The organism is Listeria fleischmannii subsp. fleischmannii LU2006-1 (genome assembly GCF_000344175.1).
Classification (GTDB): Bacteria; Bacillota; Bacilli; order Lactobacillales; family Listeriaceae; genus Listeria; species Listeria fleischmannii.
Window position 1 is genome coordinate 1 of the sequence record NZ_ALWW01000008.1, and the last position, 26,793, is coordinate 26,793.

The following is a 26,793-nucleotide window of genomic DNA, read 5'->3' on the forward strand; positions in this document are numbered from 1 at the left end:
TTCGTTACCTTCTGGCCGAGCTAGGCGGTCCATTTTTYCTCTTAATTTTTTACGCCGGCTTTGCGCCCGTTTTGTAGTGGAGGCGCGAACAATATTTCGCGCAACAAAATCTTCCAATTTCGCAATTTCCGTCTGTTGTTTCTCGAACTCTTTCCAGTCCTTCTCAAGCTGCTCCGCCTTTAAAACAAGAAAGCGACTGTAGTTTCCCGTATAGTGCGTAATTTTAGTGCGTGAAATTTCATAAACTTGATTCACGACGCGGTCCAAGAAGTAACGATCGTGCGACACAATTAAGAGCGCACCCGAATAATTTTGCAAATAGCCCTCAAGCCAAGAGAGCGTCGCAATATCCAAATGGTTCGTCGGCTCATCTAAAATCAACAGATCCTGTTTGGATAAAAGGAGTTTTGCCAGTGCTAGCCTAGTTTTCTGCCCCCCGCTTAAAGCTTCAACAAGCTTTTCATAATCCTCTTCAAAAAAATGTAGGCCGTGCAAAACGGACCGAATTTCAGCTTCATACGTGTAGCCGCCCTGTTCTTTAAAAAGGTGTTGCAAGGTATCGTACGTCTCTAGAGCTTGTTTAGCCGTTTCAGCATCCTCATACATCCCGCTATCCGCCATCTTAAGTTCCATTTCACGAAGTTCTTGCCCCGTTCGCCTTAAATCTTCAAAAACTGTCAACATTTCATTCCAAATGGTCTTACTGGATTCAAGGCCCGTATTTTGTGCCAAATAACCAATCTTTACGTGTTTGGGTTTTGACAATTGTCCAGCATCATAGCCAATTTGACCGGCAATGATTTTTAAAAGGGTAGATTTACCGGCCCCGTTTCTTCCAACGAGAGCAATTCGATCATTCGTTTTAATTTCTAATTTTATATTTTCCAAAATCGTTTCAGCACCAAAGTACTTCGCGATTTGTTGTACTTGTAAAAGAATCATTTTTTTCGCTCCTATCTCTACCTTAGTTTAGCTTAAAGGAGAGGGACTTGCAATCACACAATTAATTTTGTGAATATATTAGCATTTATTGTGATTTTGCGATACAATGAGAGTAGTAAAATAAATTAAAGCTGATAAAATAAAGCTTTCCCAAAAATTTGAGCAAAAAGTTTGTGCATTCTATGTGAAATGTTTATAGTATATAAGCAAGCATGTGAATGAAAGAGCAGTTCACGGACTTGAGGAACAACCATATTTTATCAGGAAGAAGGGACTAATTGGCATGATGGATGAAACGACAAAAATTCCACAGGCGACAGCGAAACGATTACCTTTATATCATCGCTATTTGAAATATTTACATGAATCAGGAAAAGAACGCGTATCCTCAGCAGAACTAAGTGAGGCAGTGAAAGTGGATTCGGCAACGATTCGCCGTGACTTCTCGTACTTCGGTGCGTTAGGTAAAAAAGGATATGGCTACAATGTTTCCTATATTCTAGACTTTTTTGGAAAAACACTCAGCCAAGATAAAGAAACGAACGTTGCTATTATTGGTGTGGGGAATTTAGGGACCGCACTACTTCATTATAACTTTATGAAAAATAATAATATTCGCGTTTGCGCAGCGTTTGACGTGGATCCTTCAAAAGTAGGTAGTGTACAACAAGATATTCCTATTTACCATTTAAATGATATGGAAGAAGTTTTAAAAGAAAATAATGTCGAAGTGGTCATTTTAACGGTTCCGTCTGATGAGGCACAAACCACTGTTGATAAACTAATTGCAGCAGATGTAAAAGGAATTTTAAACTTTACCCCGGCTCGAATTAGTGTTCCAAAACAAGTGCGTGTACATCATATCGATTTAACGACAGAACTGCAAACACTTATTTATTTCTTAGAAAATTATCCATCTAAAAACTAAAAGAACCAGCGTACTCGCGCTGGTTTTTCTCTAAAGAGGTGAGAGAATGAAACGAATAAAAGGCTTAAACTGGACGCAGTGGGTCGCCCTTTTTATTTTTGTTTCGATGGGGATTTCGATGATTGTCACCATTTTTGAAATTTTTACTGCCCCATCTGTCCAACCCGCATCGGGACCAAAAGTAACACTTAAAAGCGATTATATTTTCTTACTGGTAGAAATTATATTAGGTATTATTATTCTAGCGCTACCATCTATTATTTCAAGACGATTCAAATTTGAAATTCCTGGACTTGTTTATTTAATGTTTATTGTCTTTTTATATGCTTCGATTTATCTGGGCACCATTCAGCAATTCTATTCAAACGTACCGCACTGGGATAAAATTTTACATACATTTAGTGGTGCGATGCTAGGCGCGATTGGATTTTCTTTTGTGAGCTTGCTCAATGCGAATGAAAATGTTGTTTTAAAAATGAAACCAGGGTTTGTTGCGATATTCTCTTTCTGTTTCGCAGTCACACTAGGCGCATTTTGGGAAGTCTATGAATATACGTTTGATGCTATTTTAAATTTAAATATGCAGCGTTTTGCGCTTTCTAACGGAACGCCGCTAGTTGGGCGGGCTGCACTTGAAGATACGATGACCGATATTATTGTGGATATCATTGGGGCGCTAGTGATTGCAATAATCGGCTATGTAGCACTTAAAAAAGGTCGTCCTTGGATGAAACAGTTTGAATTTAAACGAAAAAAATAAAGTGTAAAAGCGTTAAAGTCGGCGAAAACCGTTCTTTAGCGTTTTTTATTGAAATGGGAATTTCCCTAATAGACATAAGGGCTAGCATCCTTTTATAGTGAAGAGATAAGTTTTAAACGGCTAGGGGGGGACAAAATGAAATCAGGAATTTTATATATCTCACACGGGAGTAGAGTGGCACAGAATAACGAAAAAGTATCTCAATTTGCATCTGATATGCTCGTCAAAATAGGAATAGAAACCCCACAACAACTCGCTTTTTTAGAAGGTGAAAATCATCCTATTTCAGCGGGTATTCAGGATTTAGTTCAAAAAGGCGTAAAGAAAATCATAGTAGTTCCGCTCTTGCTCTTCACCGCGACACATGTGGGCGTGGATATTCCGAACGCACTCACGGAAGTTAAAAAAGTTTGGCCAAAACTTCAATTTGTAACACTACCGCCCATTGCTGAAATAAATGGCATTGTAGATGTGCTTGTTGAGAGAATTTGTATGGATGTGCACACGGAAAAAGCCACGCTCTTTTTAATCGCACACGGTTCTTCTAAATATCCGGAAATTATTGAAAAACTAGATGAGATTTGCCAAAATGTGAATGGTCAGCTAGGCATAGAAGTGAAATCAGCTTTTTTACATGGAAAAAGGCCTTATAAGAGAGCGTTGCGGCAGGAAAATGGGGAAATTATCGTCTTTCCGTTTTTTCTTCTAGATGGTCTTCTTGTCTCGAACCTAAAAGAAGAGGTCGAGGAGGCATTCCCGGAAGCTACCATCTTACCTTCTTTTAATTTGGATGATCGGTTAAAAGAGATGCTCATCGCTGAAATTAGGAAGGAGCTGTAGGATTGAGTTATCTCATTAATTTATCGCTAGCCCATAAACAAATTGTCGTAATTGGTGGAGGAAAGATTGCAAAACGGAAGGTAGAGGGGCTTCTAAAAGCGTCAGAAAACTGTAAAATCCACATCGTGGCACCGGAAATTAGGAGTGATTTTCCAACGGCTCAAAACCTTACTTTTGCCAAAAAAGTCTATGAAAAAAAAGATTTACAGAAAGCCGATTTGATTTTTGCTTGCACAAATGATGCTTTATTGAACGCCACGATTTGTCGTGACAAAGCACCGTTTCAATGGGTGAACGACGTAAGTGACAAGTCGCGTAGTGATTTTTGGAATGTCGTTCTAACCGAGTATGAAAATTTCCAAATCGGAATGGCAAGCCGCGATGGAAATCCACAAGAAACACTCCAATTTAAGCAATACTTAGAGGAAAAGTTTAGGTAAATCCCTAATTCTTTCCCTCTTTTTTTAATGCTATCCTAAAAGTGATTATTCGTATCATTTTATGTTCAAAACATCACAATTTTAGGAGTGAATGGGATGGAAAAAGAAAAATTAGTTGTCATTGGAAATGGTATGGCAGGGCTCAGATGTGTAGAGGAAATTTTAGAGCGTGACGCAAAAAAATATCAAATTACGATTATTGGAGCCGAAAAATATCCCAACTATAACCGGATTATGCTATCCAATATTTTGCAAAATAAAATGACGGTGGAAGAAACTATTATGAATCCATTTGATTGGTATAAGGAAAATGGCATCGACTTACATAATCATAACCCAGCCGTTCGAATGGATTGTAGCTTGCAAAATATTGAATTAGCTGATGGGTCCGTGGTTCCATATGATCGTTGTATTTTAGCGACGGGATCCAAACCGTTTATTTTACCAGTAGAAGGAGCCGAACTAGAAGGCGTTGTCGCATTTCGTACAATAGATGACACTAAAAAGATTTTAGATTATGCCCGAAAGTATCAAAAAGCAACCGTGATTGGCGGCGGGCTGCTTGGTCTTGAGGCAGCAAAAGGGTTAGTGGATCAGGGAATGGATGTTACGGTCGTTCATTTGGAAAAATGGTTGATGGAAACACAATTGAATGAAGCGGCTGGCAAACTTTTAAAAACTGATTTAGAAAAACAAGGATTAAAATTTCGTATGGAAACAAAAACGGAAAAAATTTTAGGTGAGAGTCGGGTAACGGGAATCGCTTTTTCAGATGGCACGCAAATGGATACGGATTTAGTTGTGATGTCAATTGGAATTCGACCTGAAACAAGCCTTGCTAAAGAAGCTGGAATCGCAACAAATCGGGGTATTTTGGTGAATGATTATTTAGAAACTAGCGAAAAAAATGTTTATGCCCTTGGGGAATGTGTAGAACATGCTGGAAAATGTTACGGTCTTGTAGCACCACTTTATGAACAAGGAAAAGTATTAGCGGACCTATTAGCGGGCATTGCAACAGAAGGCTATAAAGGAAGCATGACATATACCGCTTTAAAAGTATCTGACTGTGACTTGTTTTCAGCAGGAACTATTTTGGCTGACGATGAAACAAAAGCGATTGAAGCACATGACGAATGGAATCATAGTTACAAGAAAGTGTTTATTAAAAATGGACAAGTCGTGGGGACTATTTTATATGGAGACATATCTGAAGAAAATCGCTTTTTAAAAATGATAACGCAAAAATTAGATATTAGTGGCCTCAGTCCGATTTCCTTACTAACTTCAGCGGATGACTTATCAGGTGATGATGTGACGACTTGGGAAAATAGTGATACCGTTTGCGGATGTAATGGCGTTACCAAAGGGAACATTTTAGAGGCGATAAAGGATAAACAATTAAGTTCCGTTGCTGAAGTGACAAAAGTGACTAAGGCAGGCGGTTCGTGCGGGAAATGCAAAGATAAAATACATGATTTACTCGGTTTCGCATTAGGCGGGGAGGCCATCGAAACGAGTAAGGGAATCTGTAGTTGCACCGACTTATCGCGCGATGAAATCGTGTTACAAATCCATAAAAAACAATTGAAGACAAGTTCAGACGTTTATGAAGCCCTCCATTTTAAACAAAAAGAGGGGTGTTCGAAGTGTCGCCCAGCTATTAATTTTTACTTAAATGTCGCCTTCCCAAATGAACACCAAGATGAAAAAGCTTCGCGCTATGTGAATGAACGACTATATGCCAATATTCAAAATGACGGAACTTATTCAGTCATTCCGCGGATGAGAGGTGGTAAAACGAATCCTGAGCAATTGCTTTTAATTGCCAAGACGGCTGAAAAATACAACGTTCCTTTAGTAAAAATAACAGGTAGTCAGCGAATTGGCATGTATGGTATTAAAAAAGAAGATTTACCTAAAATTTGGGAAGAGCTCGATATGAAATCTGCTGAAGCCTATGCAAAAGCAGTACGTTCAGTCAAAACCTGTGTGGGAAAAAATTTCTGCCGATTTGGCACACAAGATTCAATGGGGCTAGGCATTAAGTTAGAGGAACGGTATGAATTTATTGACACCCCGCATAAGTTTAAAATGGGCGTTTCAGCATGTCCAAGAAGCTGTGTAGAAAGTGGCGTTAAAGATTTTGGCGTCATTGGTGTGGAAAATGGCTTCCAAATTTATATTGGTGGAAATGGCGGTACAACAGTTGAAGAGGGCAAACTTTTAACTACTGTAGAAACCGAAGAGGAAGTGCTGGATATTTGTGGGGCAATGATTGCCTACTACCGTGAAACGGGAATTTATGGAGAGAGAACGGCTCCGTGGATGAAACGACTCGGTTTTATGCATATTCAAACGGTGCTTTTGGATGAAGAAAAACGTGCCCTTCTGTTAGAGTCTTTAGACAAAGCTGGTAAGCGAGATGAGCCATGGCAAAAGGTTTGCCGGGACAAAGCCATACAACAAAAACTTTATACAGTTGGGAGCAGTGAAGCATGAAAACGAAACAAAAATTTTTAGTAGGTCGTTTGGAAGATTTACCGAAACAGATGGGATATGAATGTTTAATAGCAAACGAAAAAATTGCCATTTTTAGATTAAGCGATGACCGTGTAAAAGCGATTCGTAATGTTTGCCCGCATAAAAATGGCCCCTTAGCAGAAGGAACCGTTTCGGGCGATTTTGTTTTTTGCCCCTTACATGACTATAAAATTTCCCTCCAAGATGGCCGAGTCGAGGAGCCTGATGAAGGTTGTGTCGAAACATATGAGGTGGATATTTTAGATGGCCTTGTATATGTGAGGATTTAGTGATGGGGAAAGTTTATTTAGTTGGAGCAGGTCCAGGTGATCCGGAACTTTTGACATTAAAAGCAATGCGCCTTTTAAAAACAGCGGATGTTGTGATTTACGATCGTCTTTGTAATCCTCTTTTTTTACATTTAACGAAACGAACAGCCAAACTGATTTATTGCGGGAAAAAACCTTACCATCATGCGATGAAACAAGAAAAAATCAATGAAGCCTTAGTGGAATACGGCAAAAGTGAGGGGGAAATTGTTCGTTTAAAGGGCGGAGATCCGAGTATTTTTGGACGTGTGCGTGAGGAAATTGATTGTTTGGAGCGAGCTAAATTGCCATATGAAATTGTACCGGGGATTACGGCTGCATCAGGCGCTGCCGCGTATGCGGGGGTGACACTAACGGACAGGGAGAGTAGTAGCCATGTCACGCTTTCGACCGCACACCGAAAAGGAGATCATGGGGAGAGCGAACAAATGGCGGGCTTTACGAAGCACGGAACGGCCTGTTTTTATATGGGCATGGAAAACCTTCCTTTTATTAAAAAAAAGCTTCTAGAACAGGCGGTAGCGTTGGATTTACCGGTTGCGATTATTTCGTGGGGGAGTTACGGACGGCAGAAAAAGATAGTGGGGACGCTTTCGTCGATTGAACAACTGGTAGAGCAAGCAGACCTTATTAATCCGGCGTTGATTATTGCCGGTGACGTTGTGAGCCGGGCGCCTGCTGAAAGTTGGTTCGAAAAATTACCCCTTTTTGGGAAAAAAAATTCTATATATCACAGAAAAACCTTTTTCTTTTGAGAAAATGGTGGAATTCACATCACGCGGAGCTGATATTTGGTTTCAAGAAGTGGGCCCAAATCGAGACAAGCGTTTTGATGCGCTCACAAAGAAGTTTTTAAAGGAAAATGATTTTACAGATTTTTACTTTGAAAATGAAGGAAGCGAAGCGTTGTTTAAAACGAAATGTTAGTAAGCGACATGGAGGCAGTTGTAAGAGATGCTAGAGCAGCTCTTGCAACTGTCTTTTTAACCAAATTAGAGAAATCCCTAATATATAAATCTGCTGACAATCAGTATAGTTGAGGGTAAGGAAGTCTCTTAATTTATAGACAGAGGTGAGAATCGTGAAGTATCGGAAAAAAGGACTGAAATTTTTTTAAAAAAGACGGAAAAATTTAATGGCAACTGGACGATTTTAGAGGAAAAGAGCCGTTCCTGGGAGAAAATGTACCGCGATAGATGGGCGCACGATAAAGTGGTGCGGACGACACACGGAGTGAATTGTACGGGGTCTTGTAGCTGGAAAGTTTTTGTGAAAAATGGGATTATTACGTGGGAAAATCAGGCTACGGACTATCCTTCTTGTGGTGTAGATATGCCAGAATTTGAACCCCGTGGTTGCCCGCGTGGTGCTAGTTTTTCATGGTATGAATATAGTCCACTACGCGTAAAATATCCGTATATTCGCGGTTTGCTTTTTAGAATGTGGCAAAATGCGTTAAAAAATCATCCGAATCCTGTTGCGGCTTGGGCGAGCATTGTCGAAGATCCTGAAAAAGCAGAAGCGTATAAAGCGTCGCGCGGTAAAGGTGGACAAGTTCGTGTCACATGGCAGGATGCTTACGAATTAATTAGCGCGATGTTACTTTATACAATAAAAAAATACGGGCCAGACCGGGTGGCGGGTTTTACGCCAATTCCAGCCATGTCCATGATTAGTTACGCAGCAGGTTCACGCTTTATTACATTACTTGGCGGCGAAATGCTAAGTTTTTATGATTGGTATGCCGATTTACCTCCCGCTTCCCCGCAAATTTGGGGCGAACAAACGGATGTACCAGAATCGAGTGATTGGTATAATGCAGGCTACATCATGATGTGGGGCTCAAACGTGCCGCTCACAAGGACGCCGGATGCCCACTTTATGACAGAAGTGCGCTATAAAGGAACAAAAGTCGTCGCAGTCGCCCCCGATTACGCAGAAAATGTAAAATTTGCAGATAATTGGCTAGCGCCGAATCCAGGTACAGACGCAGCACTAGCACAGGCGATGACACACGTTATTTTAAAAAGAGTTTTATGATGAAAAAAAAGAAACCTTGTTTTTAAACTATGCCAAACGATATACGGACTTACCATTTTTAATTTTACTGGATGAAGCAAAAGAGGGCTATCAAGCAGGAAGATTTCTTCGGGAAACGGATTTAGGCTTAGAGAGCGAACACGGTGAATGGAAAACCTGTTTGATTGACGAAAAAACAGACCGAATTATAACGCCTAACGGGACAATTGGACAGCGATGGGCTAAAAATGAAAAATGGAATTTAAGCCTCGAAAACGAAGACGGCACAGAAATCGCGCCTAAACTTTCATTAAAAGAAGAAGGCCATGTTGAAAAAATTGTTTTTCCTTTCTTTGATGAACTTGGAAATGGCACGTTTAGCCGCCACATACCCGTTCGGAAAATTACGCTTCATGACGGTAGCGAAAGACTTGTTGCGACTGTTTTTGATATTATGCTTAGCCAATACGGAATTAGCGCAGCAGAAGGCGATACACTTTCGGCAAAAAGTTTTGATGATGAAACAAGCCCGTATACGCCAGCTTGGCAAGAAAAAATAACAGGCGTAAAAGCAAGCATCGTCACACAAGTCGCGCGTGAATTTGCCCAAAATGCGATTGATACAAAAGGGTGCTCCATGATTATTATGGGAGCAGGAATTAATCACTGGTTTAATAGTGATACCATTTACCGTTCCATTTTAAACTTGGTTATTTTAACAGCCTCACAAGGTGTAAACGGCGGAGGATGGGCGCACTACGTCGGCCAAGAAAAATGCCGACCAATTGAAGGCTGGCAAACTGTCGCTTTCGCAAAAGACTGGCAAGGAGCTGTACGACAACAAAACGGGACTAGTTTTTGGTATTTCGCAACCGATCAGTGGAAGTATGAAGAGATGGAGCATTCCGCACTCCAATCACCACTTTCAAAAGATTTACGCTATAAGCACCCAGCCGATTATAATGTGTTAGCAGCACGCCTAGGCTGGCTACCTTCCTTCCCGCAGTTTGATAAAAGTTCATTATCTTACGGGGAGAAAGCACCAGAAAAAACGAATGAGGAGTTAATTCAAGAACTCGTAAAGGATCTTATCTCCGGTGAAACAAAATTCGCGATTGAAGACCCGGATAATCCTGACAACTTCCCAAGAGGACTTTTCGTCTGGCGCTCCAATTTAATGTCCTCAAGCAGTAAAGGACAAGAATACTTTATGAAACATTTGTTAGGGACAACCGATAATTTGCTATCCAAGCCAAATGATGAATTTCGTCCAGAAGAGATGGTGTGGCGCGATGAAGAGGTACGCGGAAAACTAGATTTACTTGTCACACTAGATTTTCGAATGACAGCTACACCCATGTATTCCGATGTGGTATTACCAGCCGCCACTTGGTATGAAAAAACCGATTTATCAAGCACCGATATGCATCCGTTCGTGCATCCATTTAACCCGGCCATTAACCCACTTTGGGAATCAAAATCAGACTGGAATATTTTTAAAGATTTGGCGCAAGTCTTTTCTAAAATGGCCCGCCACATTTTTGATAAACCAGAACGAGATATCGTAATGCTCCCGCTCGGTCATGATTCAGAAAAGGAAATTGCCCAACCATACGGAGAAATTAAAGATTGGAAAAAAGGAGAGATAGAGGCGATTCCAGGTAAAACTATGCCGATTTTCCAAGTTGTCGAACGCGACTATACACAAGTTTTCGATAAATTTATTTCGCTTGGCCCAAACGTTTCAAGTGGTCTCGTTGGTGCACACGGGACACAGTTTTCAGTGGCGCCTGAATATGAGGAAATCAAACAAATGAACGGCACATACCTAGATGATACGATTAAAAGTGGCAAACCGATTATTAAAGATGAACGGCAAGTCGCCGATGCGATTCTTAGAATTTCAAGCGCGACAAATGGAAAAGTGGCGGTGCGCGCTTGGGAAAGCGCCGAAGAAACAACCGGCGTAGCACTCACAGATCTGGCAAAGGACCGTGAGGCGGAAAAAATTACATTCCAAAGTATTACCGTTCAGCCGCGTGAAGTTATTCCAACACCTGTTTTTACGGGTTCGAATACGAACGGGAAACGTTATTCACCGTTTACGACCAATATTGAACGCTTAGTGCCGTTCCGTACGCTCACTGGAAGGCAGCAATTTTATATTGATCATGAGCTGTTTTTACAGTACGGCGAAGCCTTACCGATATACAAACCGACACTGCCACCTCAAGTTTTTGCCAAAAGAGACGATGTTAAAAAAGAAGCAAGTGAAAATACGCTGACGCTTCGCTATTTAACACCGCACGGGAAGTGGAATATTCACAGCATGTACCAAGATAACCAGCATATGTTAACGCTCTTCCGGGGCGGGCCAAATGTTTGGTTAAGCGATGAAGATGCCCAAGCTTCTGGGATAAAAGATAACGATTGGTTAGAGGTGTATAACCGAAATGGTGTCGTAACTGCAAGAGCGGTCGTGAGTCACCGGATACCTAAAGGCACGATGTTTATGTATCATGCGCAAGACAAACATGTAAATGTACCTGGTAGCGTCTTAACGGGAAATCGCGGTGGTAGTCATAATTCGCCAACTAAAATCCATGTGAAACCGACGCAAATGGTTGGGGGATATGCCCAGTTAAGCTATGGGTTTAATTATTACGGACCGATTGGGAACCAGCGTGATTTATATGTAAATGTGAGAAAACTAGAAGAGGTGAATTGGCTTGAAGATTAAAGCGCAAATTGGAATGGTGATGAACCTTGATAAATGTATTGGTTGTCATACGTGTAGTGTGACATGTAAAAATACCTGGACAAATAGGCCGGGTGCTGAATATATGTGGTTTAATAATGTAGAGACAAAACCAGGCGTCGGTTATCCGAAAAGGTGGGAAGACCAAGAAGAGTATAAGGGTGGTTGGACTTTAAATAAAAAAGGAAAACTTGAATTAAAATCGGGTTCAAAATGGAGTAAAGTGGCTCTTGGAAAGATTTTTTATAATCCAGATATGCCAGAGTTAAAAGATTACTATGAACCATGGACGTATGATTATGAAAATTTATTTTCTCCTGAACAAAGAAAAAACCAACCTGTTGCACGTCCCAAATCGGTTATATCGGGTGCGAATATGGAGATTGAATGGGGACCAAACTGGGAAGATGACTTGGCTGGCGCGCCTAATACGCTTCCAAAAGACCCGAATATGAAAAAAATCGAATCTGAAATCCGCTCTAATTTTGAGACTACTTTCATGATGTATTTACCACGACTTTGCGAACATTGTTTAAATCCCGCTTGCGTGGCATCCTGTCCAAGTGGTGCGATGTATAAGCGCGATGAGGATGGTATCGTTCTTGTTGATCAAGAGGCGTGTCGTGGCTGGCGTTACTGCATGACCGGCTGTCCTTATAAAAAAGTATATTTTAACTGGAAAACGAATAAAGCTGAAAAATGCACGTTTTGTTTCCCAAGAATTGAAGCGGGCCTTCCAACGGTTTGTTCTGAAACATGTACGGGGCGAATTCGCTATTTAGGTGTTATGTTATATGATGCGGACCGTGTAAAAGAAGCGGCGGAAACAAAAGATGAAAAAGAACTCTATGAAGCACAACTCGATTTATTTATTGATCCATTTGATCCGGAAATGATTGAACAAGCACGAAAGGATGGAATTACGGAAGACTGGATTACAGCAGCCCAAAATTCACCGATTTATAAAATGGCAAAAGAATATAAAATTGCGTTTCCGCTTCATCCTGAATATCGGACAATGCCGATGGTGTGGTATGTTCCGCCACTTTCACCCATTATGAATTATTTTGAAGGAAAAGATTCCATTCAAAATCCAGATATGATCTTTCCGGCAATTGAAGAAATGCGTCTTCCAGTAGATTACCTGGCAAGCATTTTAACTGCCGGAAATACAACCGTTATAAAAGAAGCCCTTCATAAAATGGCTATGATGCGCCTTTATATGCGAAATGTTTCTTCAGGAAAAGAATTTGATACCGCACGTTTAGAACGGGTAGGCTTGACGGAAGAAAATTTGAAAAAAATGTATCGCTTATTAGCCATTGCAAAATATGAAGATCGTTTTGTTATCCCTACAAGTCACAAAGAAGATTATATTGATACGTACCGTGCCCAAGGGGAGGCTGGATTTAGCGATGCGTGTAGTGGATGTAGTTTAGCGCCTGATCATGCGCAAATTATGCAAGCCCATACGGACGGAAAAACAACACAAGAAATGTATGAAGAAAGCTTCTACGGAGGGATTTGGCGTGATTAATGCAGCGATTTTAAATAAAAAACGAGTCTTATTTGGTAAACTATCTCATTTGTTGGATTATCCGGATAAACAATTTTTGAATGAACGTTATATTACAGAAAACCTTGAGTTTGCGGAACCTGACACGAGAATGCATCTTGAGCATTTTTGGCAGTTTTTAAAAAGTAAACGCCTGTACGAAGTAGAACAATTTTACGCAGAAAGTTTTGATTTTACCAAAAAACGCTCTCTTTATATGACCTACTACAAATTTGAAGATGCACGAGAACGCGGCCAAATGCTTGCTAAATTAAAATTTTTATATGAAATGTTCGGACTGCTTGCAGTGGACGAAGAATTAACCGATTTTTTACCCCTGATGCTTGAATTTTATGAAGCGGGTGATTGGTACATGGACGAACGTTTTCAAGATTTACAAGTATCTTTTGGTGTAATCGAGGACGGGACCTATTTTTTACTCCAAAATTTAAAAGAAGAAGAGCATCCTTACGCTTCGCTAGTGGAAGCTCTTCGAATAGAATTAAAAGCGTGTATGGTTAAAAAGGAGGGTTCGGCTTATGTGGAATAATTTTTTATGGGTCATTTTGCCGTATCTTATCTTTGCAAGCTTTATTGTCGGCCATATTTTTCGCTATCGCTACGATAAGTTTAGCGTGACCGCGAAATCCAGTGAATTAATTGAGAAAAGGCAGCTGATGATAGGCAGCATTTTATTTCACGTGGGCATTTTATTCGTAGTCGGGGGACATTTTGTCGGCCTAGTCATTCCAAAATCCTTTACAGAAGCCATCGGAATGAGTGAACATACGTATCACATCATCGCAGTTGGCATTGGATCTGTTTTTGGTGTTATGACATTTATCGGCATGTTTTTACTGACCTACCGGCGCATTAGTCATAAAAGTGTGCGACGCCTAAGCTCATCAGGCGATATCATTGTAAATCTAACCTTACTTTTAACACTTCTTTTAGGGATACTAAGTACTTTATTTGGGACAAAAGAAGTGCCTGGTTTTGACTACCGAGAATCCATTTCCATCTGGTTTAGACAAATTTTTATGTTTAGACCGGACGCTAATTTGATGGCAGAAATCCCGCTCCTTTTTAAACTACATATCTTGAGCGCTTTTGTGATTTTCGGACTTTTTCCTTATACGCGGCTTGTTCACGCGTGGAGTGTACCGCTTAGTTACCTAAAAAGAAGATATATCATCTACCGGAAAAATCCGTCATAATGCCACTATTCATTTTATTTGAGTTGCGTTATAGTAGTAGTAAGAGACTACGGGAGGCGCAAAGATGAAGAATGAATTAGCCAAAGAGATAACGGACTTTTTAATTGAAGCGAGGCTAGATTTATCTGTAGATTTCCTTAGCATCGCGATGAACACAAGCAAAACGAGCCTGAAAGAAATCAAATGGTTGTTTGCTTCCGGAAACCGCAACAATCGCTATCAAAAGATTGTTTTACAGGTTGGAAAAGGAATTGCTGGAATAGTATGGAAAACAGGCCGGCCCATGGCCGTAACTAATTTAAAAAAACGAAATGAATGGCACTTTGGAAGAGTATCCTATTGCCATTACTGAAAACCTCATTTCTATTCTAGCCATTCCTATTTTAATTGATCAGGAAGTCATGGCCATTTTTCTTGGCGGGTACCGAAAAGAAACGCAACTCGAAAAAACAAAATTAGAACAGCTAGAAAAAATTTCTACTGAGCTAGCACCTAAGCTTATACAGTTTATAAACGGAAAGGATAATTTAGATGAGCTCATTCACTGAAAATTCTTCTCTTATTCAGCTTTTTTTTGAAAAAACGAGTGATGCGGTTTTTATTATGGACTATGAGCAAAGAATCATTAATCAAAATAAAGCAGCACAAAAGTTGCTTCATGATGCTTTAACGGACTGGAAACAAATCAGTAGTTTTTGCTACGTTTGTAAAGGCTGCACCTCGTCAATGGAGGAACATACGTGTCGTGATTGTCGAATAAAAAAACGCGAAGACGGAAGTTCTTTTCAAATCTACATAGAATTAAAAAATGGGCTTGAAATCCCGTATAGTGCAAGTTTCTCTGTTATTGATGAAAAAAGCGAACGCTGCGTTTTGATTCTGCGTAATTTAACCGAACAACAAGAAATTGCGAAACAATTACAGAAATCCACCTTAACGAAATATGTTTTAAATGCCCATGAAAATGAACGAAAAAAACTAATCACGGGAACTGCATGATGGTATCGCACAAGAAATGTACAGTGCATTAATGGAAGTTAGAAAGCTGAAATACATGGAAAAAGGCGGAACGTTTGATAAGCAAATGGATGATGTTGAAACATCTGTTACCAATTTATTAACAGAAATCCGCAATATGGCAGTTGACCTACGCCCGGCAGCACTGGACGATTTAGGTTTATATTCGGCATTAAAATCATATTGTAAGCGTTACGAACAAATTTTTGGTGTGGAAGTAGCTTTGATTTCAGATGTGCAAAACGAGCGTTTCTCCTCAACTGTTGAAACAACGCTTTACCGAGTGGCTCAAGAAGCTATGTTAAACGCCGCCAAATATGCTGACATTGATGATATTGTGGTCACCCTTAGAAAACGCGAAAAGTTGCTGATTTTAGAGGTGATTGATGATGGTGTAGGTTTTACGTTAGCTGACATGGAAATTAAAGGTTCCGGTTTAGGTTTATTAAATATGCAAGAACGTGTAGAACTTTGCGGCGGAATATGTGATATCCAATCTGAACATGGAAAAGGCACAGAAGTGATCGTCAAAATAGGGGTTGATAGCATATGATACGAATTATGGTAGCAGATGATCATGTTGTTGTGAGGCGAGGCTTGTCATTTATCATTAATAAACAAGAAGATATGGAAGTGGTTTGTGACGCGGCGGACGGACTTGAGGCGATGTTAAAACTTGAACAGGCAGACGTAGATGTGGTTTTAATGGATTTGAGCATGCCTCCAGGTGAAAATGGTCTTGTGACAACAAAGAAAATCAAAGAAAAATATCCACAAGTAAAAGTACTTATTATGACCATGCATGACGATGAGGAATATTTATTTCGGGCACTAAAAATTGGTGCTTCTGGCTACTTATTAAAAAACGCGCATGATGGTGAAATGCTTGAGGCTATTCGTGCTGTTTATTCAGGCGGGATTTATATCTATCCAAGCGTGGCTCCAGCATTAGTTCGTGAATTTTTATCCAACCAAGAAGTTGATGAAAAAATAAATTCATATGAGCTACTCTCAAACCGAGAGCAAGAAATTTTACCCCTCATCGCGCTTGGCTACGGCAACAAAGAAATTGCACAAAAGCTTTTTATTTCCGTGAAAACGGTGGAAGCACATAAAACGAGTATTATGCATAAACTTGAGTTTGAAAAAAGAACGGAACTGGTACATTATGCGATTAAGAAAAATTTAATTGATTTATGAGATGCTATAAGCTTTTATAGTATCTTTTTTTAGGTATTTCCCCTATAGAGGTTTAATTGTGAAAGGGTTATCATGAAATAAGATAAAACTTTACAAAGGGGAAATAAGATATGTCTAACACAAAAAAAGATTCGATTACAGCACTTATTATGGCCACAGTAGCGATGGCAGTTTCATTTATGGTGTGGGCCAGCATATCACCAGTCGCAAATCAAATTGCGGTTAGTTTCGATTTGTCTGCTTCGCAAAAAAGTCTTTTAATTGCCACACCCGTTCTACTTGGCTCTATCATGCGCATACCAATGGGAATCCTTAGTGATCGGTTAGGAGGTAAAAAAGTATATATCGGGACAATGATTTTCATTATTTTACCACTTATTTTTGTTCCAATGGTACAGTCTTTTCCGCTCCTAATTTTATTAGCCTTACTGCTTGGGATGGCAGGGACAACATTTGCTATTGCTATTTCATATGTATCTGCTTGGTTTCCACCTGAAAAACAAGGCCTCATTCTTGGAATTGCCGGCATGGGGAATATTGGTAACGCGCTCGCTGGCTTAATTATTCCGCAAATTAATAGCAACTTGGGATTCGATTGGATTTATTATTCCTTAATTATCGCCCTTATCATTATCATCCTATTATTTGCCACTTTAGCAAAAGAAATGCCCATCTCTTCAGAAAAGAAAACCCTTAAACAGCAACTTTCGGTAGTAAAAGATAAAAATACTTGGTTCTTATCACTCTTTTATTTTTTAACTTTCGGTTCTTTTGTGGCGCTAAGCAATTATTTACCATCCTTTATGTCCGATCAATTTTTAATGAATCCTGTAAATGCAGGCTTAGTTTCAGCTGCTTTTGCCGCAGTCGCGACATTAATGCGTCCAGTTGGCGGGGTTGTCGCGGATAAAATGAATCCAACTAAATTATTAAGCGGACTTTTCATTTGTGTCATTTTATTTGCCCTTGGAATGGCCGTGCTGTTAGAAAATTATGTTATTTTCACAACATGTATCTTCCTTACTGCTTTAGCCGTTGGACTCGGAAATGGTGTCGTGTTTAAAATGGTCCCGATGGTTTCAAAAGGAAATACAGGTGCGGTCACAGGTTTTGTAGGCGCAGCAGGGGGACTTGGTGGATTCTTCCCACCATTAGTTCTTGGAGCAGTCAAAGAGTCTACAGGTTCATTTGCATTAGGTTTTGTTTTCCTAGGCATCTTTGCTTGTATTTGCCTCATTGTCGTTTGGATGGTTTATATTCGTCCAAAAATGAGCGAACAAAAAATATAAGAAAAAAGCCACTCTTCATTTCAAATGAAAAGTGGCTTTTTATTATTTTTCAACATCTTTTTGTTTAGGTAAGTTGTTAACATAGCTGTCAGAATACTGGAGTAGTTTTCTACTTGCTTCAAAGCGTTTTTTCACGTCAGATGAAAGTTCTTTATTTTGACCATCATAATAGGTCGCTTTTCCTGTTTCAAAGCTTTCATCAGGCATGTACATATAATCATTAGCTAAATAACTACCTTCTGGCATGGTATATCGCTCTGGAACAAAATTCGTTTGCGTATTTAAGATGTCTTCCCCAAACATAATTTGGTCCGTTGCTTTAATCCCGAGAAGGTTAAGAACGGTCGGCATAATATCGATCTCGCCACCAATATTATTAATTTTGCCGCTCTCATCTACGCCAGGGATGTGGAGGTAAAACGGAATGCGGTAATCATCTGCTGGCTGCGCTTTTAATTCACTCGAGCGGTTCACATAGGTTTTTTGCTCATCAGGCAATTTTGTCGTGTCAATGATGTGATGATCCCCGTACATAACCACAACAGAATCATCCCAAATTCCACTTTTCTTCAACTTTTGAATGAAAGCACCAAGCTGTTTATCGGCGTAATGCATCGCTTGGAAATAGTTGCCAAGCTCAGTGCCATTTAAGTTTTCAGGTAACGTAAGCGACTGCTTCGACTCAGGAATTTTAAAGGGCATATGGCTACTGACCGAAATAAGCTGCGCATAAAAATTCTCATCATTTTTGTAATGTTCTTCTAAAATAGGAAGGGTTTTATTATAAAGCACCTCATCACTTGGAGAAAACCCGATAACATCATCATCCCCGAAGAAAGAACGATCATAAAACTTATTAAAGCCCACTGCTGGATAAAAATTGTCCCGATTATAGAAACTCGCATCGTTCGTATGGAAGGTTGCCGTCTTATATCCCTTATCAGAAAGTGTACGTGGTAAAGAAGGAATCACACGGTCTCCGTACGTTTGAGTATTCGTATAATACCCACTTGGGAAAGTAGATGTATAAACGGACCATTCCGCGTCAGCCGTATTTGATTTTGATACAGTCTGGAAAAATGAATCCGAATAAAAAGTTTCATTTTCAAGCTTATCAAGCGTAGGTGTAACCGACTGACCATTTAGTTTAACGCCCGTCAAATTACGCTGAAAGGATTCAAGTTGAATAATAATTAAATTTTTTCCTTTCGCAGCACCGAAATATTTCGGATTTTTCTTTAAGGAAACGCCTTTTATTTCGCGGATATTATCAGCGGTTATATCAGCCGCCCGAACATTTGTCGTCCCTGTAAAAGCTGTAGCTAAATTAAACGTAAAAACACCCATTCGCTCGGCACGTTTAGTATCACTGATAATATTTTTATTCATCATATCATATGTGAAAATGCCAATTAAAAGAACGAGCGAAAGAATAGCTATTCCGAACGGACCTCTTTTAATGGAAAAGGCTTTAAAGCGAACACCTTTTTTAGATCAAGATAAAGCACAACCGGTAGCAAAAGAATACTTGCAAAAAATAACCAATCATACCATTTTAATAAACTCGTTGCGCTATCTTTCACCACACCAACTTCGCCGATTAGAGAAAGACTATGATAAGTCGGAATCTCATTATAAAAGCGACCGTAAAGAACAAACACAAGCATTAAAATGCCTAAAAAGAGCGTAAGACCTGCATAGACATAAACCTGAGCTCTCGGCTTAACAAAAGTATGGATGAGAAGAAGAAGCACGATAACAAAGGATAAATCCGCAATAAAACTGAGTATATTCGGGTCTTGGAAAACCTGAAAATAGGCTAGGGCAAACTGGCCAACAATTAAAATCAAATAAATAATTAACAAAATAAAAGCCTCTTTCTTTCAAAAATTAGGTAAACGGTATTACTCCCAATTATATTCATTTTAACGCACTCAATTTTGAAGTGCAAATATTCGAAGGGAATAATTTCTCGCTTTAATGCTATTGACCTTTAAAGCGTAAAAGTGTATGATGTAAAATGTAATTTATTTCGTAAAGGGGATACAACAATGACAATTTTTAGAAAAAAATCAATTGAGGAATTACTGCCGAATAAAAGCGGACATACACAGCTAAAACAATCACTTGGCGCCTTTGATTTAATGTTACTAGGCGTAGGTGCTATTGTTGGAACGGGGATTTTTATTTTACCAGGAACGGTTGCGGCGCTTCATTCAGGACCCGCCATCGTCTTTTCATTTGTTATAGCAGCAGTAGTATGCGCACTTGCTGCGCTTTGTTACTCTGAATTCGCCTCCTCGGTACCAGTTGCCGGGAGTGCTTATACGTACGGTTATGTTATTTTTGGTGAATTTATTGCGTGGATACTAGGCTGGGCGTTACTACTTGAATACGGATTAGCTGTTGCCTCTGTTGCAACTGGCTGGTCATCTTATTTAAACGCCTTTTTAAGAGGTTTTCACTTAGAAATTCCGGCAGCTATTTCCGGACCTTTTAATCCGGCAGAAGGAACTTATATCAACCTTCCTGCCATATTTATTATTTTGCTCATTGCTTTTCTGCTAACAAAGGGCATTCGCGAATCCACTCGCGTTAATACCATTATGGTTATTTTAAAAGTGAGTGTGATTTTACTTTTTATTGTCGTGGGCGCGTTTTATGTGAAACCAGCTAATTGGCAACCGCTTATGCCTTTCGGTTTTAGCGGTGTACTAAACGGGGCTGCTTTAGTTTTCTTCGCGTACTTAGGTTTTGACGCCGTTTCAAGTGCAGCTGAAGAAGTTAAAAATCCAAAGCGAAATATGCCAATTGGAATTATCGGTTCACTTTTAATTTGTACAGCTTTATATATGCTCGTGTCGATTATTTTAACGGGAATGGTACCTTATACACAATTAAATGTCACAGATCCAGTGGCTTATGCGCTTCAAGTAATTAATCAAGACTGGGCGGCAGGAATTATTTCGCTCGGGGCCGTCGTAGGGATGATTACCGTTATTTTAGTCATGACTTACGGTGGAACGCGTTTAGTTTACGCTCTTGGGCGAGATGGGCTCTTACCAAAAGTGCTTGCAGAAGTAGATTCTAAACATAAAACGCCGGTTAAAAATACATGGATTTATGCAAGCATTGTCGCGGTTATAGCGGGTCTCGTTCCTCTTGGTAAACTGGCCGAACTCGTCAATATGGGAACACTCATTGCGTTTATGATGGTATCACTCGGCATTTTATTTTTACGAAGAAATAAAAATATCGCTGAAGGAAGTTTTAAAGCGCCATTTTATCCCGTCTTACCAATCGTTTCCTTTCTTATGTGTGGCTTTCTCATTACGCGCTTAGCATCCCTTACATGGATTGTTTGTGGTATTTGGTTTGTGATTGGTGTCATCATTTATTTCAGCTATGGGAAAAAACATAGTTCTTTAGAAAAGTAACGAACTTATAAAAAGTAAGTAAAATAATTCGCATTTGTCTTCTAAATATGCTGTAATAGAGTTAGCAAACAAAAAGGAGACGTGTGTGATGAGCGAGAATTTTAAATTAGGTGAAGTTGTTTTAAACGTCCAAGACTTAGCTAAAATGACCACTTTTTATTCTGATGTCATTGGCCTAGTTAAGCTAAATGAAACGGAGCGTTCTGCCGCTTTCGGGGCAAAAAAAGACGGAGAAGTATTACTTGTTTTAGAAGAACTGAAAAATGGGAAGACGCCTAGTTCCCCTAGAACAGGGCTCTTTCATATCGCTTTTTTATTACCAAGCAGGGAAGCACTTGGGGATATGCTTATTCATTTAGTGAAATCCAAATATCCGCTTGACGGAGCTGGGGATCATGCTTATAGTGAGGCGCTTTATCTTTCTGATCCTGAGGGGAATGGGATTGAGCTTTACCGCGACCGGCCGTTTGATGATTGGCGTGTTACGGAAGACGGCAAGTATCCTGCTGTGACTGAAGAGGTGGATATAGATGCGATTATTGATGCGGCTTCGAGGGCTCCGTTTCAAAAGATTCATCCGGAGACCAAAATGGGGCATATCCATTTGCAGGCGAGAGATATGGATAAAACAGAAGATTTTTATAGTGGTATCCTAGGTTTAAACGTACCAACTAAAATTCCGACAGCGCGCTTTTTTGCAGATGGCTCCTATCACCATCATATTGGGAGCAATAACTGGGCGGGGTCGTCTTTGTCTGAACGCTTACCAGAGGAAACCGGGCTAGCCTATTTTACGATTTTAACTTCTCATTTTTTGGAATGGAAAAGTGCGCTAAATGCGAAAGGGATTTTAATGGATGAGTCTTCATCAAGCCTAAAATTGAAAGACCCGAACGGCATTTTTATTGAGATAAGAGAAATTTCTTAAGCTTTGAGTTTACTCAAAGCTTTTTTTATAAAAGTCATCAAAAGACAAACTATTGAAAAATTGATAGAATAAAGGTAACATTTTTTGGAGAACGGGGGATTTGAAATGATTGAAGTCTTTGGCACAGATAAAAAACACGCGATGAAAAAACTTCAGGACGTGCAAGATGGCTGCTGGATAAAAATCACATCACCGACTCAGACGGAAATAGAAGACATAAGCAATCGTTTTCATATTCCTAAACATTATTTTCATGATGCGCTGGATGAGGAGGAACGTTCAAGAATTGAATTAAAACGAGGCGATACGGACAGGAGCCATTCACTGGTTATTGTGGATTGTCCATATGAAACAATCGATGAAATGGGTTATACAATGTATGAAACGATACCAATTGGGATAATACTTGTTGAAAAAGTGTTTATTACGATTTCACTTAGGGAAGTCCCTGTACTAACATCGATTATCCAGAAACCTTTAGATACTTACGATACGTCCCTTCATACGCGTTTTCTACTGCAAATTCTTTATGCGGTCTCCTACTTTTATTTAAATTATTTGAATAAACTCATCCGTTTAATGAATAAGTTAGAAGGGAAAATTAAGCAATCCATGAAAAATGAACAGCTTTACGCCTTTATGGCCATTCAAAAAAGTCTCGTTTTTTTCGCTACAGCCTTGCAATCCAACAAAGCTATTTTAGATAAAATGCAAGATGTTGAACATTTTATGCAAAATGAGGCGAACCACGATTTGCTAAGAGATGTTGTAATTGAAAATAAACAAGCGATTGCAATGACAGATACATATACTCAAATTATTAGTGGTATGTCAGATATTTTTTCATCGGTTATTTCCAATAATTTAAATATGGTGATGAAATTTCTAACATCCTTTACCATTATTTTATCGTTACCAACTATTGTGGGAAGCATTTACGGGATGAATGTGTCACTTCCATTTGCCCACGAGGCTCATGCGTTTTCAGGTATTATGATTTTTACGATTATCCTAACACTGATTGTTACCGTTATTTTTTGGCGAAAGAAATACTTTTAATTCGGCATAGGGAGGAAACAGAATGGAAAAACAAACTTATGAGAAACTAGCTTACTATACGATAAAAGAGAAAATTTTAACTGGTAAACTGCGAGTAGGGGAACGGATTACAGAAAGTATCATCGCGGAAGAGTTAAAGATTAGTCGCACACCAGTCCGCAAAGCTTTGGCTATTTTAGAAAAAGAGAATCTGATTGAAGTTCGTGCCAATCGCGGTGCTGTGGTGATTGAAAGTAGTATGTCGGTCAACCGGTTTGTGGAATTGCTTGAAATTGTCGAAACCCTAGTCAAACAGACGCTTGTTAAAATGGAAAATAAGCGAATTAAAATGGATATAGAAGAATTTGAACGAAAAATCAAGCAACTTAAAAAGCTCTATCAAGATGGCAGTGAAGAGTCTTTTATTATGGCGCTATTTGATTATTTATTTGAATTTATTCGTTTAATGGGAAATCATTATGCAAATCGTTTTATTCAATTAATTGAAAATGACTTTGATTTAAAAGCGCAAAAAGAAATTAAAATTATACCGTATCTTTTAGCAGAAAAAACGCTGCAATGTTTAGAACGATCTTTACAAAATATACGGGATTATAATTTTGCCGCAGCAAGAGAAGAAGTCGAACAAATTATGAATCAATATATTGTTCAAACATTTAGATAAAAAAGGGGGAGCGAAATGAAAAAAATAGTTGATATTTTTATTTTGGACTGGCGTCGACTATTTCAGGCACCGTTAGCCTTGCTTCTTGTAATCGCCTTAATCATTTTGCCTTCCTTATATGCCTGGTTTAACATCGAAGCGTTGTGGGATCCGTATTCAAACACCTCGGGTATTAAAGTTGCTGTTGCAATTGATGATAAGGGGGCAGAAGTTACTGTTCCCGGAGAAACAAAAAAAGTAAATGTTGGGCAAGAACTAAAAAAAACCTTGAAGAAAAATGATAAATTAGGCTGGACCTTTGTATCAAATGACGAAGCGCAAAAAGGAGTGAAAAGCGGCAAATACTATGCAGCGATTCACATCCCTGCTGACTTTTCAAAAGATATGGTATCCGTTGTAACGGGCGAAGACAAAAAACCGACTGTCGATTATTCGGTTAATGAAAAAATAAATGCGATTGCACCTAAAATGACGGATAGTGGGGCAACGACCATTGTGAATCAAATGAGTGAGGAATTCGTTGGTACAGTAAGTAAAGCTGTTCTAGCAGAATTTAATCAGGCAGGAATAGATATTGAGAACGAATTGCCAACGATTCGTAAGGTAAAAGCTAAAATTTTTGATGTCCAACAAGCCATGCCGGAAATTAAAAAAATGGGCGAAGAAGCTCAAAATATTGAGAAAAAGTTACCTAAAATAAAAGAAAAAGCCAATCAAGTGGTCGAACTTAATGGACGTGTTGGGGAGTTAAATGACGCGGCAGATGAAATCTTAAAAGTAGAGGCAGCCCTCCCTAAAGTAGATGAACTTTTCCAAGAAGTTGTGAAGCTGCAAGCCAAAATCCCAGAACTGCAAAAAGTGGCAAGCGGTGTTAAAGAAGTACAGGAAAATTTCAGCACTGTGAAGAAAACATTAAATGATGCCTCAAAAGAATCAGAGGCCGCACTGGGCATTATTAATACAAGTTTAGAGGCGTTACCGGAAGTCGCAAAAATCGTGAAAGACGGCTCTTCTTATGCCAAATCAGCCAGTCAGTTTGCGAATCAAATTGATGCCTCCTTTGATCAAGTAGCGCCAGCGATTAAAACGAATTTACAACTAGCAGAACAAGTTTCAGAGACGATTGTGGCGATTACAGAAGAACTAAAAAACGGGAACTTATCGCAAGAGGACGCGACAAAAGCTTTAGACAAAGTTGAAAAAGAACTTACAAACAGTAACAATATGCTAAAATCCCAAATTTCTCTACTAACAGAACTAAATAACACATTACCTAATCACCCCTTGTCACCCACGATTGATGGTTTAAAAACAGTCCAAGAAAGCGTGGAACAAGAACTAGCAACAGTTAACGCAATTCGTTCGGAGATAAATTCAGGGAAGATGCCATCTGATGAGCTGACTAACCGCTTGAATGCTCAAGCAAGACAAGTAAATAGTGAACTCAAACAAGTTTTAAATGCGTATGATAGTGCGATTGTTCCAAAAATAAAAAGCGGCCTAACTACTTTAAAAAGCGATTTAAATAAGAGCAGTGGCCTATTACAAAACGCTCAAAATAAACTGCCGGAAATTAAAACGGTGCTCCAAAATTCGCGTGAAACACTCGAGACGGGTCAAAGTTATTTACGCGCGTTTCAAGAACGTCTGCCTGAAATTGAAGCGATTTTAAATGATGCTAGTCAACTAATCGATATGAAGCTCAGACAAGTCATTCAAGGGATAAATACGGCGGTTCTTTTTTACCAAAACGATTATCCTGCTGTAAAAGAAAAGATTCATACCGCTTCTAATTTTATTCGCGAAGACTTGCCGGAGTTAGAAGCTGAAATCGCAAACGCGTCAACGCTTATACAAGAAAAAATGCCTGAATTTGAAAGAGCGGTTAAATTGGCCGCTAGCCTATCCCGTTCAGACTTACCTCAATTTGAAGCCGCAATTAATCAGGCCGCCGAAAAAATAACGGATTTTGATAAACAATATGACCTATCAGAAATCATTTCTTTTTTTAAAAAAATGATGCAGAAAAAGATAGCGAATTTATTCAAAATCCAATTGATTTGAAACAAACGTCTTATTATGCGATTCCAAATTACGGTTCTGCCTCTTCCCCGTTTTATACGGCACTTTGTTTATGGGTGGGCGCATTGCTACTCATTTCGTTGCTCAGGGTGGATGTGGAAGTTCCAGCGGGGATGTACTCCAATATACAACGCTATTTTGGCCGCTTACTAACATTTCTATCGATTGGTTTTTTCCAAGCGATAACGGTCTCACTTGGGAATATCTTTTTGCTCAAAGTAGCTATTAAGGAGCCGTTTCTTCATGTTGTCTTTAGTGTGTTTATAAGCGCGATGTTTCTGATTATTGTCTATACACTCGTTTCGCTATTTAATAATGTCGGCAAGGGGCTTGCGATTATTTTACTTGTTCTGCAAATTTCGGGCGCTGGAGGAAATTTCCCTATCCAAGTTTCTCCGCCGTTCTTCCAGGCCATTTATCCTTTCTTGCCGTTTACGTATGCGGTTAGCCTGCTCCGGGAAAGTGTTGGAGGAATTTATTATCCAACGATGATTCTAGATATTATTGTTCTGTCCGGTTTTGGCGTTCTGTTTATTCTTATTGGCACATTACTGAAAAAACCATTAGATAAAATTGTTCCGAAGTTAGCGGCAAAAGTGAAAAAAAGTAAACTTATCCACTAGTAGTTAAAAAGACCTATTTTTTTGTGTACAAACAACACGTTTTAAAAGAACAAAAATATTTAACATGAAATTTGAGAAGAGAATAGGGAACAAAATGGCTTTATGAAGCTAATTCACATACTCTATTTTAGAAATAATCCACACTTTGAGTTTTTCTGTTTACTATTTGTCGTATTTCGATAG

21 protein-coding genes and 3 pseudogenes are annotated in these 26,793 nt (G+C 39.3%); 22 read left to right on the forward strand and 2 right to left on the reverse strand.

All coding sequences use genetic code 11. The annotated features are described in order from the left end of the window. Positions 1 to 942 (reverse strand): ABC-F family ATP-binding cassette domain-containing protein (locus LFLEISCH_RS03800; protein WP_007473162.1); only part of this gene is annotated, 942 nt, incomplete at its 3' end. A 283-nt stretch (positions 943 to 1,225) separates the two neighbouring features. On the opposite strand from LFLEISCH_RS03800, the gene LFLEISCH_RS03805 reads away from it, so the two are divergent. The 17 genes and pseudogenes from LFLEISCH_RS03805 (at position 1,226) to LFLEISCH_RS03880 (ending at position 17,817) form a co-directional block, all read left to right on the forward strand. Next, a complete protein-coding gene (locus tag LFLEISCH_RS03805) occupies positions 1,226 to 1,870 on the forward strand; it encodes a redox-sensing transcriptional repressor Rex (protein WP_007473164.1) in 645 nt (214 codons plus the stop codon). Between the two features lie 55 nt (positions 1,871 to 1,925). Further along, positions 1,926 to 2,630 (forward strand): DUF2238 domain-containing protein, encoded by a 705-nt coding sequence (locus tag LFLEISCH_RS03810; protein ID WP_099048759.1) that lies wholly within the window; start codon positions 1,926 to 1,928, stop codon positions 2,628 to 2,630. A gap of 135 nt (positions 2,631 to 2,765) precedes the next feature. Then, the gene (locus tag LFLEISCH_RS03815; RefSeq protein WP_007473168.1) at positions 2,766 to 3,470 is read left to right on the forward strand and encodes a sirohydrochlorin chelatase; all 705 of its coding nucleotides are present in this window, start codon (positions 2,766 to 2,768) and stop codon (positions 3,468 to 3,470) included. Positions 3,471 to 3,472: 2 nt separating this feature from the next. Further along, entirely contained in the window at positions 3,473 to 3,910 is a 438-nt protein-coding gene (locus LFLEISCH_RS03820) for a precorrin-2 dehydrogenase/sirohydrochlorin ferrochelatase family protein (protein WP_007473173.1), read from the forward strand. Between the two features lie 96 nt (positions 3,911 to 4,006). Beyond that, the gene (nirB, locus tag LFLEISCH_RS03825; protein ID WP_007473175.1) at positions 4,007 to 6,412 is read left to right on the forward strand and encodes a nitrite reductase large subunit NirB; all 2,406 of its coding nucleotides are present in this window, start codon (positions 4,007 to 4,009) and stop codon (positions 6,410 to 6,412) included. Further along, entirely contained in the window at positions 6,409 to 6,723 is a 315-nt protein-coding gene (gene nirD / locus LFLEISCH_RS03830) for a nitrite reductase small subunit NirD (RefSeq protein WP_007473177.1), read from the forward strand. Before nirB ends, nirD begins: the two co-directional genes overlap by 4 nt. 2 nt (positions 6,724 to 6,725) lie before the next feature. Next, the gene (cobA, locus tag LFLEISCH_RS03835; protein ID WP_007473179.1) at positions 6,726 to 7,517 is read left to right on the forward strand and encodes a uroporphyrinogen-III C-methyltransferase; all 792 of its coding nucleotides are present in this window, start codon (positions 6,726 to 6,728) and stop codon (positions 7,515 to 7,517) included. A gap of 352 nt (positions 7,518 to 7,869) precedes the next feature. Beyond that, positions 7,870 to 11,521: pseudogene (locus LFLEISCH_RS03845) on the forward strand (nitrate reductase subunit alpha). Continuing rightward, positions 11,511 to 13,076: a nitrate reductase subunit beta gene (gene narH, locus LFLEISCH_RS03850; RefSeq protein WP_007473183.1), complete on the forward strand. Its 1,566-nt coding sequence runs from the start codon at positions 11,511 to 11,513 to the stop codon at positions 13,074 to 13,076. Before LFLEISCH_RS03845 ends, narH begins: the two are co-directional and overlap by 11 nt. Then, on the forward strand, positions 13,069 to 13,644 hold the full coding sequence (gene narJ, locus LFLEISCH_RS03855; RefSeq protein WP_007473185.1) for a nitrate reductase molybdenum cofactor assembly chaperone: 576 nt from the start codon (positions 13,069 to 13,071) through the stop codon (positions 13,642 to 13,644). The genes narH and narJ overlap by 8 nt, the downstream gene beginning before the upstream one ends. Then, positions 13,634 to 14,311, forward strand: a complete 678-nt coding sequence (gene narI / locus LFLEISCH_RS03860; RefSeq protein ID WP_007473187.1) for a respiratory nitrate reductase subunit gamma — start codon at positions 13,634 to 13,636, stop codon at positions 14,309 to 14,311. Before narJ ends, narI begins: the two co-directional genes overlap by 11 nt. A gap of 64 nt (positions 14,312 to 14,375) precedes the next feature. Further along, complete coding sequence (locus LFLEISCH_RS03865) at positions 14,376 to 14,663, forward strand: hypothetical protein (RefSeq protein WP_007473188.1); 288 nt, start codon at positions 14,376 to 14,378, stop codon at positions 14,661 to 14,663. Continuing rightward, positions 14,635 to 14,859 carry a hypothetical protein gene (locus LFLEISCH_RS14580; protein ID WP_007473190.1) on the forward strand — a complete coding sequence of 75 codons (225 nt, stop codon included), beginning with the start codon at positions 14,635 to 14,637 and terminating at the stop codon, positions 14,857 to 14,859. Before LFLEISCH_RS03865 ends, LFLEISCH_RS14580 begins: the two co-directional genes overlap by 29 nt. Beyond that, the gene (locus tag LFLEISCH_RS14585) at positions 14,843 to 15,310 is read left to right on the forward strand and encodes a PAS domain-containing protein (RefSeq protein ID WP_007473193.1); all 468 of its coding nucleotides are present in this window, start codon (positions 14,843 to 14,845) and stop codon (positions 15,308 to 15,310) included. Before LFLEISCH_RS14580 ends, LFLEISCH_RS14585 begins: the two co-directional genes overlap by 17 nt. A 16-nt stretch (positions 15,311 to 15,326) precedes the next feature. Next, a complete protein-coding gene (locus tag LFLEISCH_RS14590; protein WP_077907949.1) occupies positions 15,327 to 15,881 on the forward strand; it encodes a sensor histidine kinase in 555 nt (184 codons plus the stop codon). Then, positions 15,878 to 16,528, forward strand: a complete 651-nt coding sequence (locus LFLEISCH_RS03875; RefSeq protein ID WP_007473196.1) for a response regulator transcription factor — start codon at positions 15,878 to 15,880, stop codon at positions 16,526 to 16,528. Before LFLEISCH_RS14590 ends, LFLEISCH_RS03875 begins: the two co-directional genes overlap by 4 nt. A gap of 110 nt (positions 16,529 to 16,638) precedes the next feature. Next, positions 16,639 to 17,817 (forward strand): nitrate/nitrite transporter, encoded by a 1,179-nt coding sequence (locus LFLEISCH_RS03880; RefSeq protein ID WP_007473199.1) that lies wholly within the window; start codon positions 16,639 to 16,641, stop codon positions 17,815 to 17,817. Positions 17,818 to 17,859: 42 nt separating this feature from the next. Here the strand turns inward: LFLEISCH_RS03880 and LFLEISCH_RS03885 are convergent. After that, positions 17,860 to 19,682: pseudogene (locus tag LFLEISCH_RS03885) on the reverse strand (LTA synthase family protein). Between the two features lie 186 nt (positions 19,683 to 19,868). Between LFLEISCH_RS03885 and LFLEISCH_RS03890 the strand changes: the two are divergent. From LFLEISCH_RS03890 to LFLEISCH_RS03910, 5 genes and pseudogenes are all read left to right on the forward strand, one after another. Next, a complete protein-coding gene (locus LFLEISCH_RS03890) occupies positions 19,869 to 21,254 on the forward strand; it encodes a branched-chain amino acid transporter BcaP (RefSeq protein WP_007473204.1) in 1,386 nt (461 codons plus the stop codon). Positions 21,255 to 21,342: 88 nt separating this feature from the next. After that, complete coding sequence (locus tag LFLEISCH_RS03895; RefSeq protein WP_007473206.1) at positions 21,343 to 22,182, forward strand: VOC family protein; 840 nt, start codon at positions 21,343 to 21,345, stop codon at positions 22,180 to 22,182. A gap of 105 nt (positions 22,183 to 22,287) precedes the next feature. Continuing rightward, positions 22,288 to 23,241, forward strand: coding sequence for a magnesium transporter CorA family protein (locus LFLEISCH_RS03900; protein WP_007473208.1), 954 nt, complete (start codon positions 22,288 to 22,290; stop codon positions 23,239 to 23,241). Positions 23,242 to 23,263: 22 nt separating this feature from the next. Further along, positions 23,264 to 23,905, forward strand: coding sequence for a GntR family transcriptional regulator (locus LFLEISCH_RS03905; RefSeq protein ID WP_007473210.1), 642 nt, complete (start codon positions 23,264 to 23,266; stop codon positions 23,903 to 23,905). 15 nt (positions 23,906 to 23,920) lie between these two features. Then, a pseudogene (locus LFLEISCH_RS03910) lies at positions 23,921 to 26,610 on the forward strand (YhgE/Pip family protein). Positions 26,611 to 26,793 lie beyond the last annotated feature (183 nt).

Excerpts from the sequence above, each read along its gene's own strand:
- LFLEISCH_RS03865 (WP_007473188.1), top strand. The coding sequence starts at position 14,376 with ATGAAGAATGAATTAGCCAAAGAGATAACGGACTTTTTAATTGAAGCG.
- LFLEISCH_RS03895 (WP_007473206.1), top strand. The coding sequence starts at position 21,343 with ATGAGCGAGAATTTTAAATTAGGTGAAGTTGTTTTAAACGTCCAAGAC.
- nirB (WP_007473175.1), top strand. The coding sequence starts at position 4,007 with ATGGAAAAAGAAAAATTAGTTGTCATTGGAAATGGTATGGCAGGGCTC.
- LFLEISCH_RS03805 (WP_007473164.1), top strand. The coding sequence starts at position 1,226 with ATGATGGATGAAACGACAAAAATTCCACAGGCGACAGCGAAACGATTA.
- LFLEISCH_RS03815 (WP_007473168.1), top strand. The coding sequence starts at position 2,766 with ATGAAATCAGGAATTTTATATATCTCACACGGGAGTAGAGTGGCACAG.
- LFLEISCH_RS03890 (WP_007473204.1), top strand. The coding sequence starts at position 19,869 with ATGACAATTTTTAGAAAAAAATCAATTGAGGAATTACTGCCGAATAAA.
- LFLEISCH_RS03905 (WP_007473210.1), top strand. The coding sequence starts at position 23,264 with ATGGAAAAACAAACTTATGAGAAACTAGCTTACTATACGATAAAAGAG.
- nirD (WP_007473177.1), top strand. The coding sequence starts at position 6,409 with ATGAAAACGAAACAAAAATTTTTAGTAGGTCGTTTGGAAGATTTACCG.
- LFLEISCH_RS14590 (WP_077907949.1), top strand. The coding sequence starts at position 15,327 with ATGTACAGTGCATTAATGGAAGTTAGAAAGCTGAAATACATGGAAAAA.
- LFLEISCH_RS14585 (WP_007473193.1), top strand. The coding sequence starts at position 14,843 with ATGAGCTCATTCACTGAAAATTCTTCTCTTATTCAGCTTTTTTTTGAA.
- LFLEISCH_RS03900 (WP_007473208.1), top strand. The coding sequence starts at position 22,288 with ATGATTGAAGTCTTTGGCACAGATAAAAAACACGCGATGAAAAAACTT.
- narI (WP_007473187.1), top strand. The coding sequence starts at position 13,634 with ATGTGGAATAATTTTTTATGGGTCATTTTGCCGTATCTTATCTTTGCA.
- cobA (WP_007473179.1), top strand. The coding sequence starts at position 6,726 with ATGGGGAAAGTTTATTTAGTTGGAGCAGGTCCAGGTGATCCGGAACTT.
- LFLEISCH_RS03880 (WP_007473199.1), top strand. The coding sequence starts at position 16,639 with ATGTCTAACACAAAAAAAGATTCGATTACAGCACTTATTATGGCCACA.
- LFLEISCH_RS03875 (WP_007473196.1), top strand. The coding sequence starts at position 15,878 with ATGATACGAATTATGGTAGCAGATGATCATGTTGTTGTGAGGCGAGGC.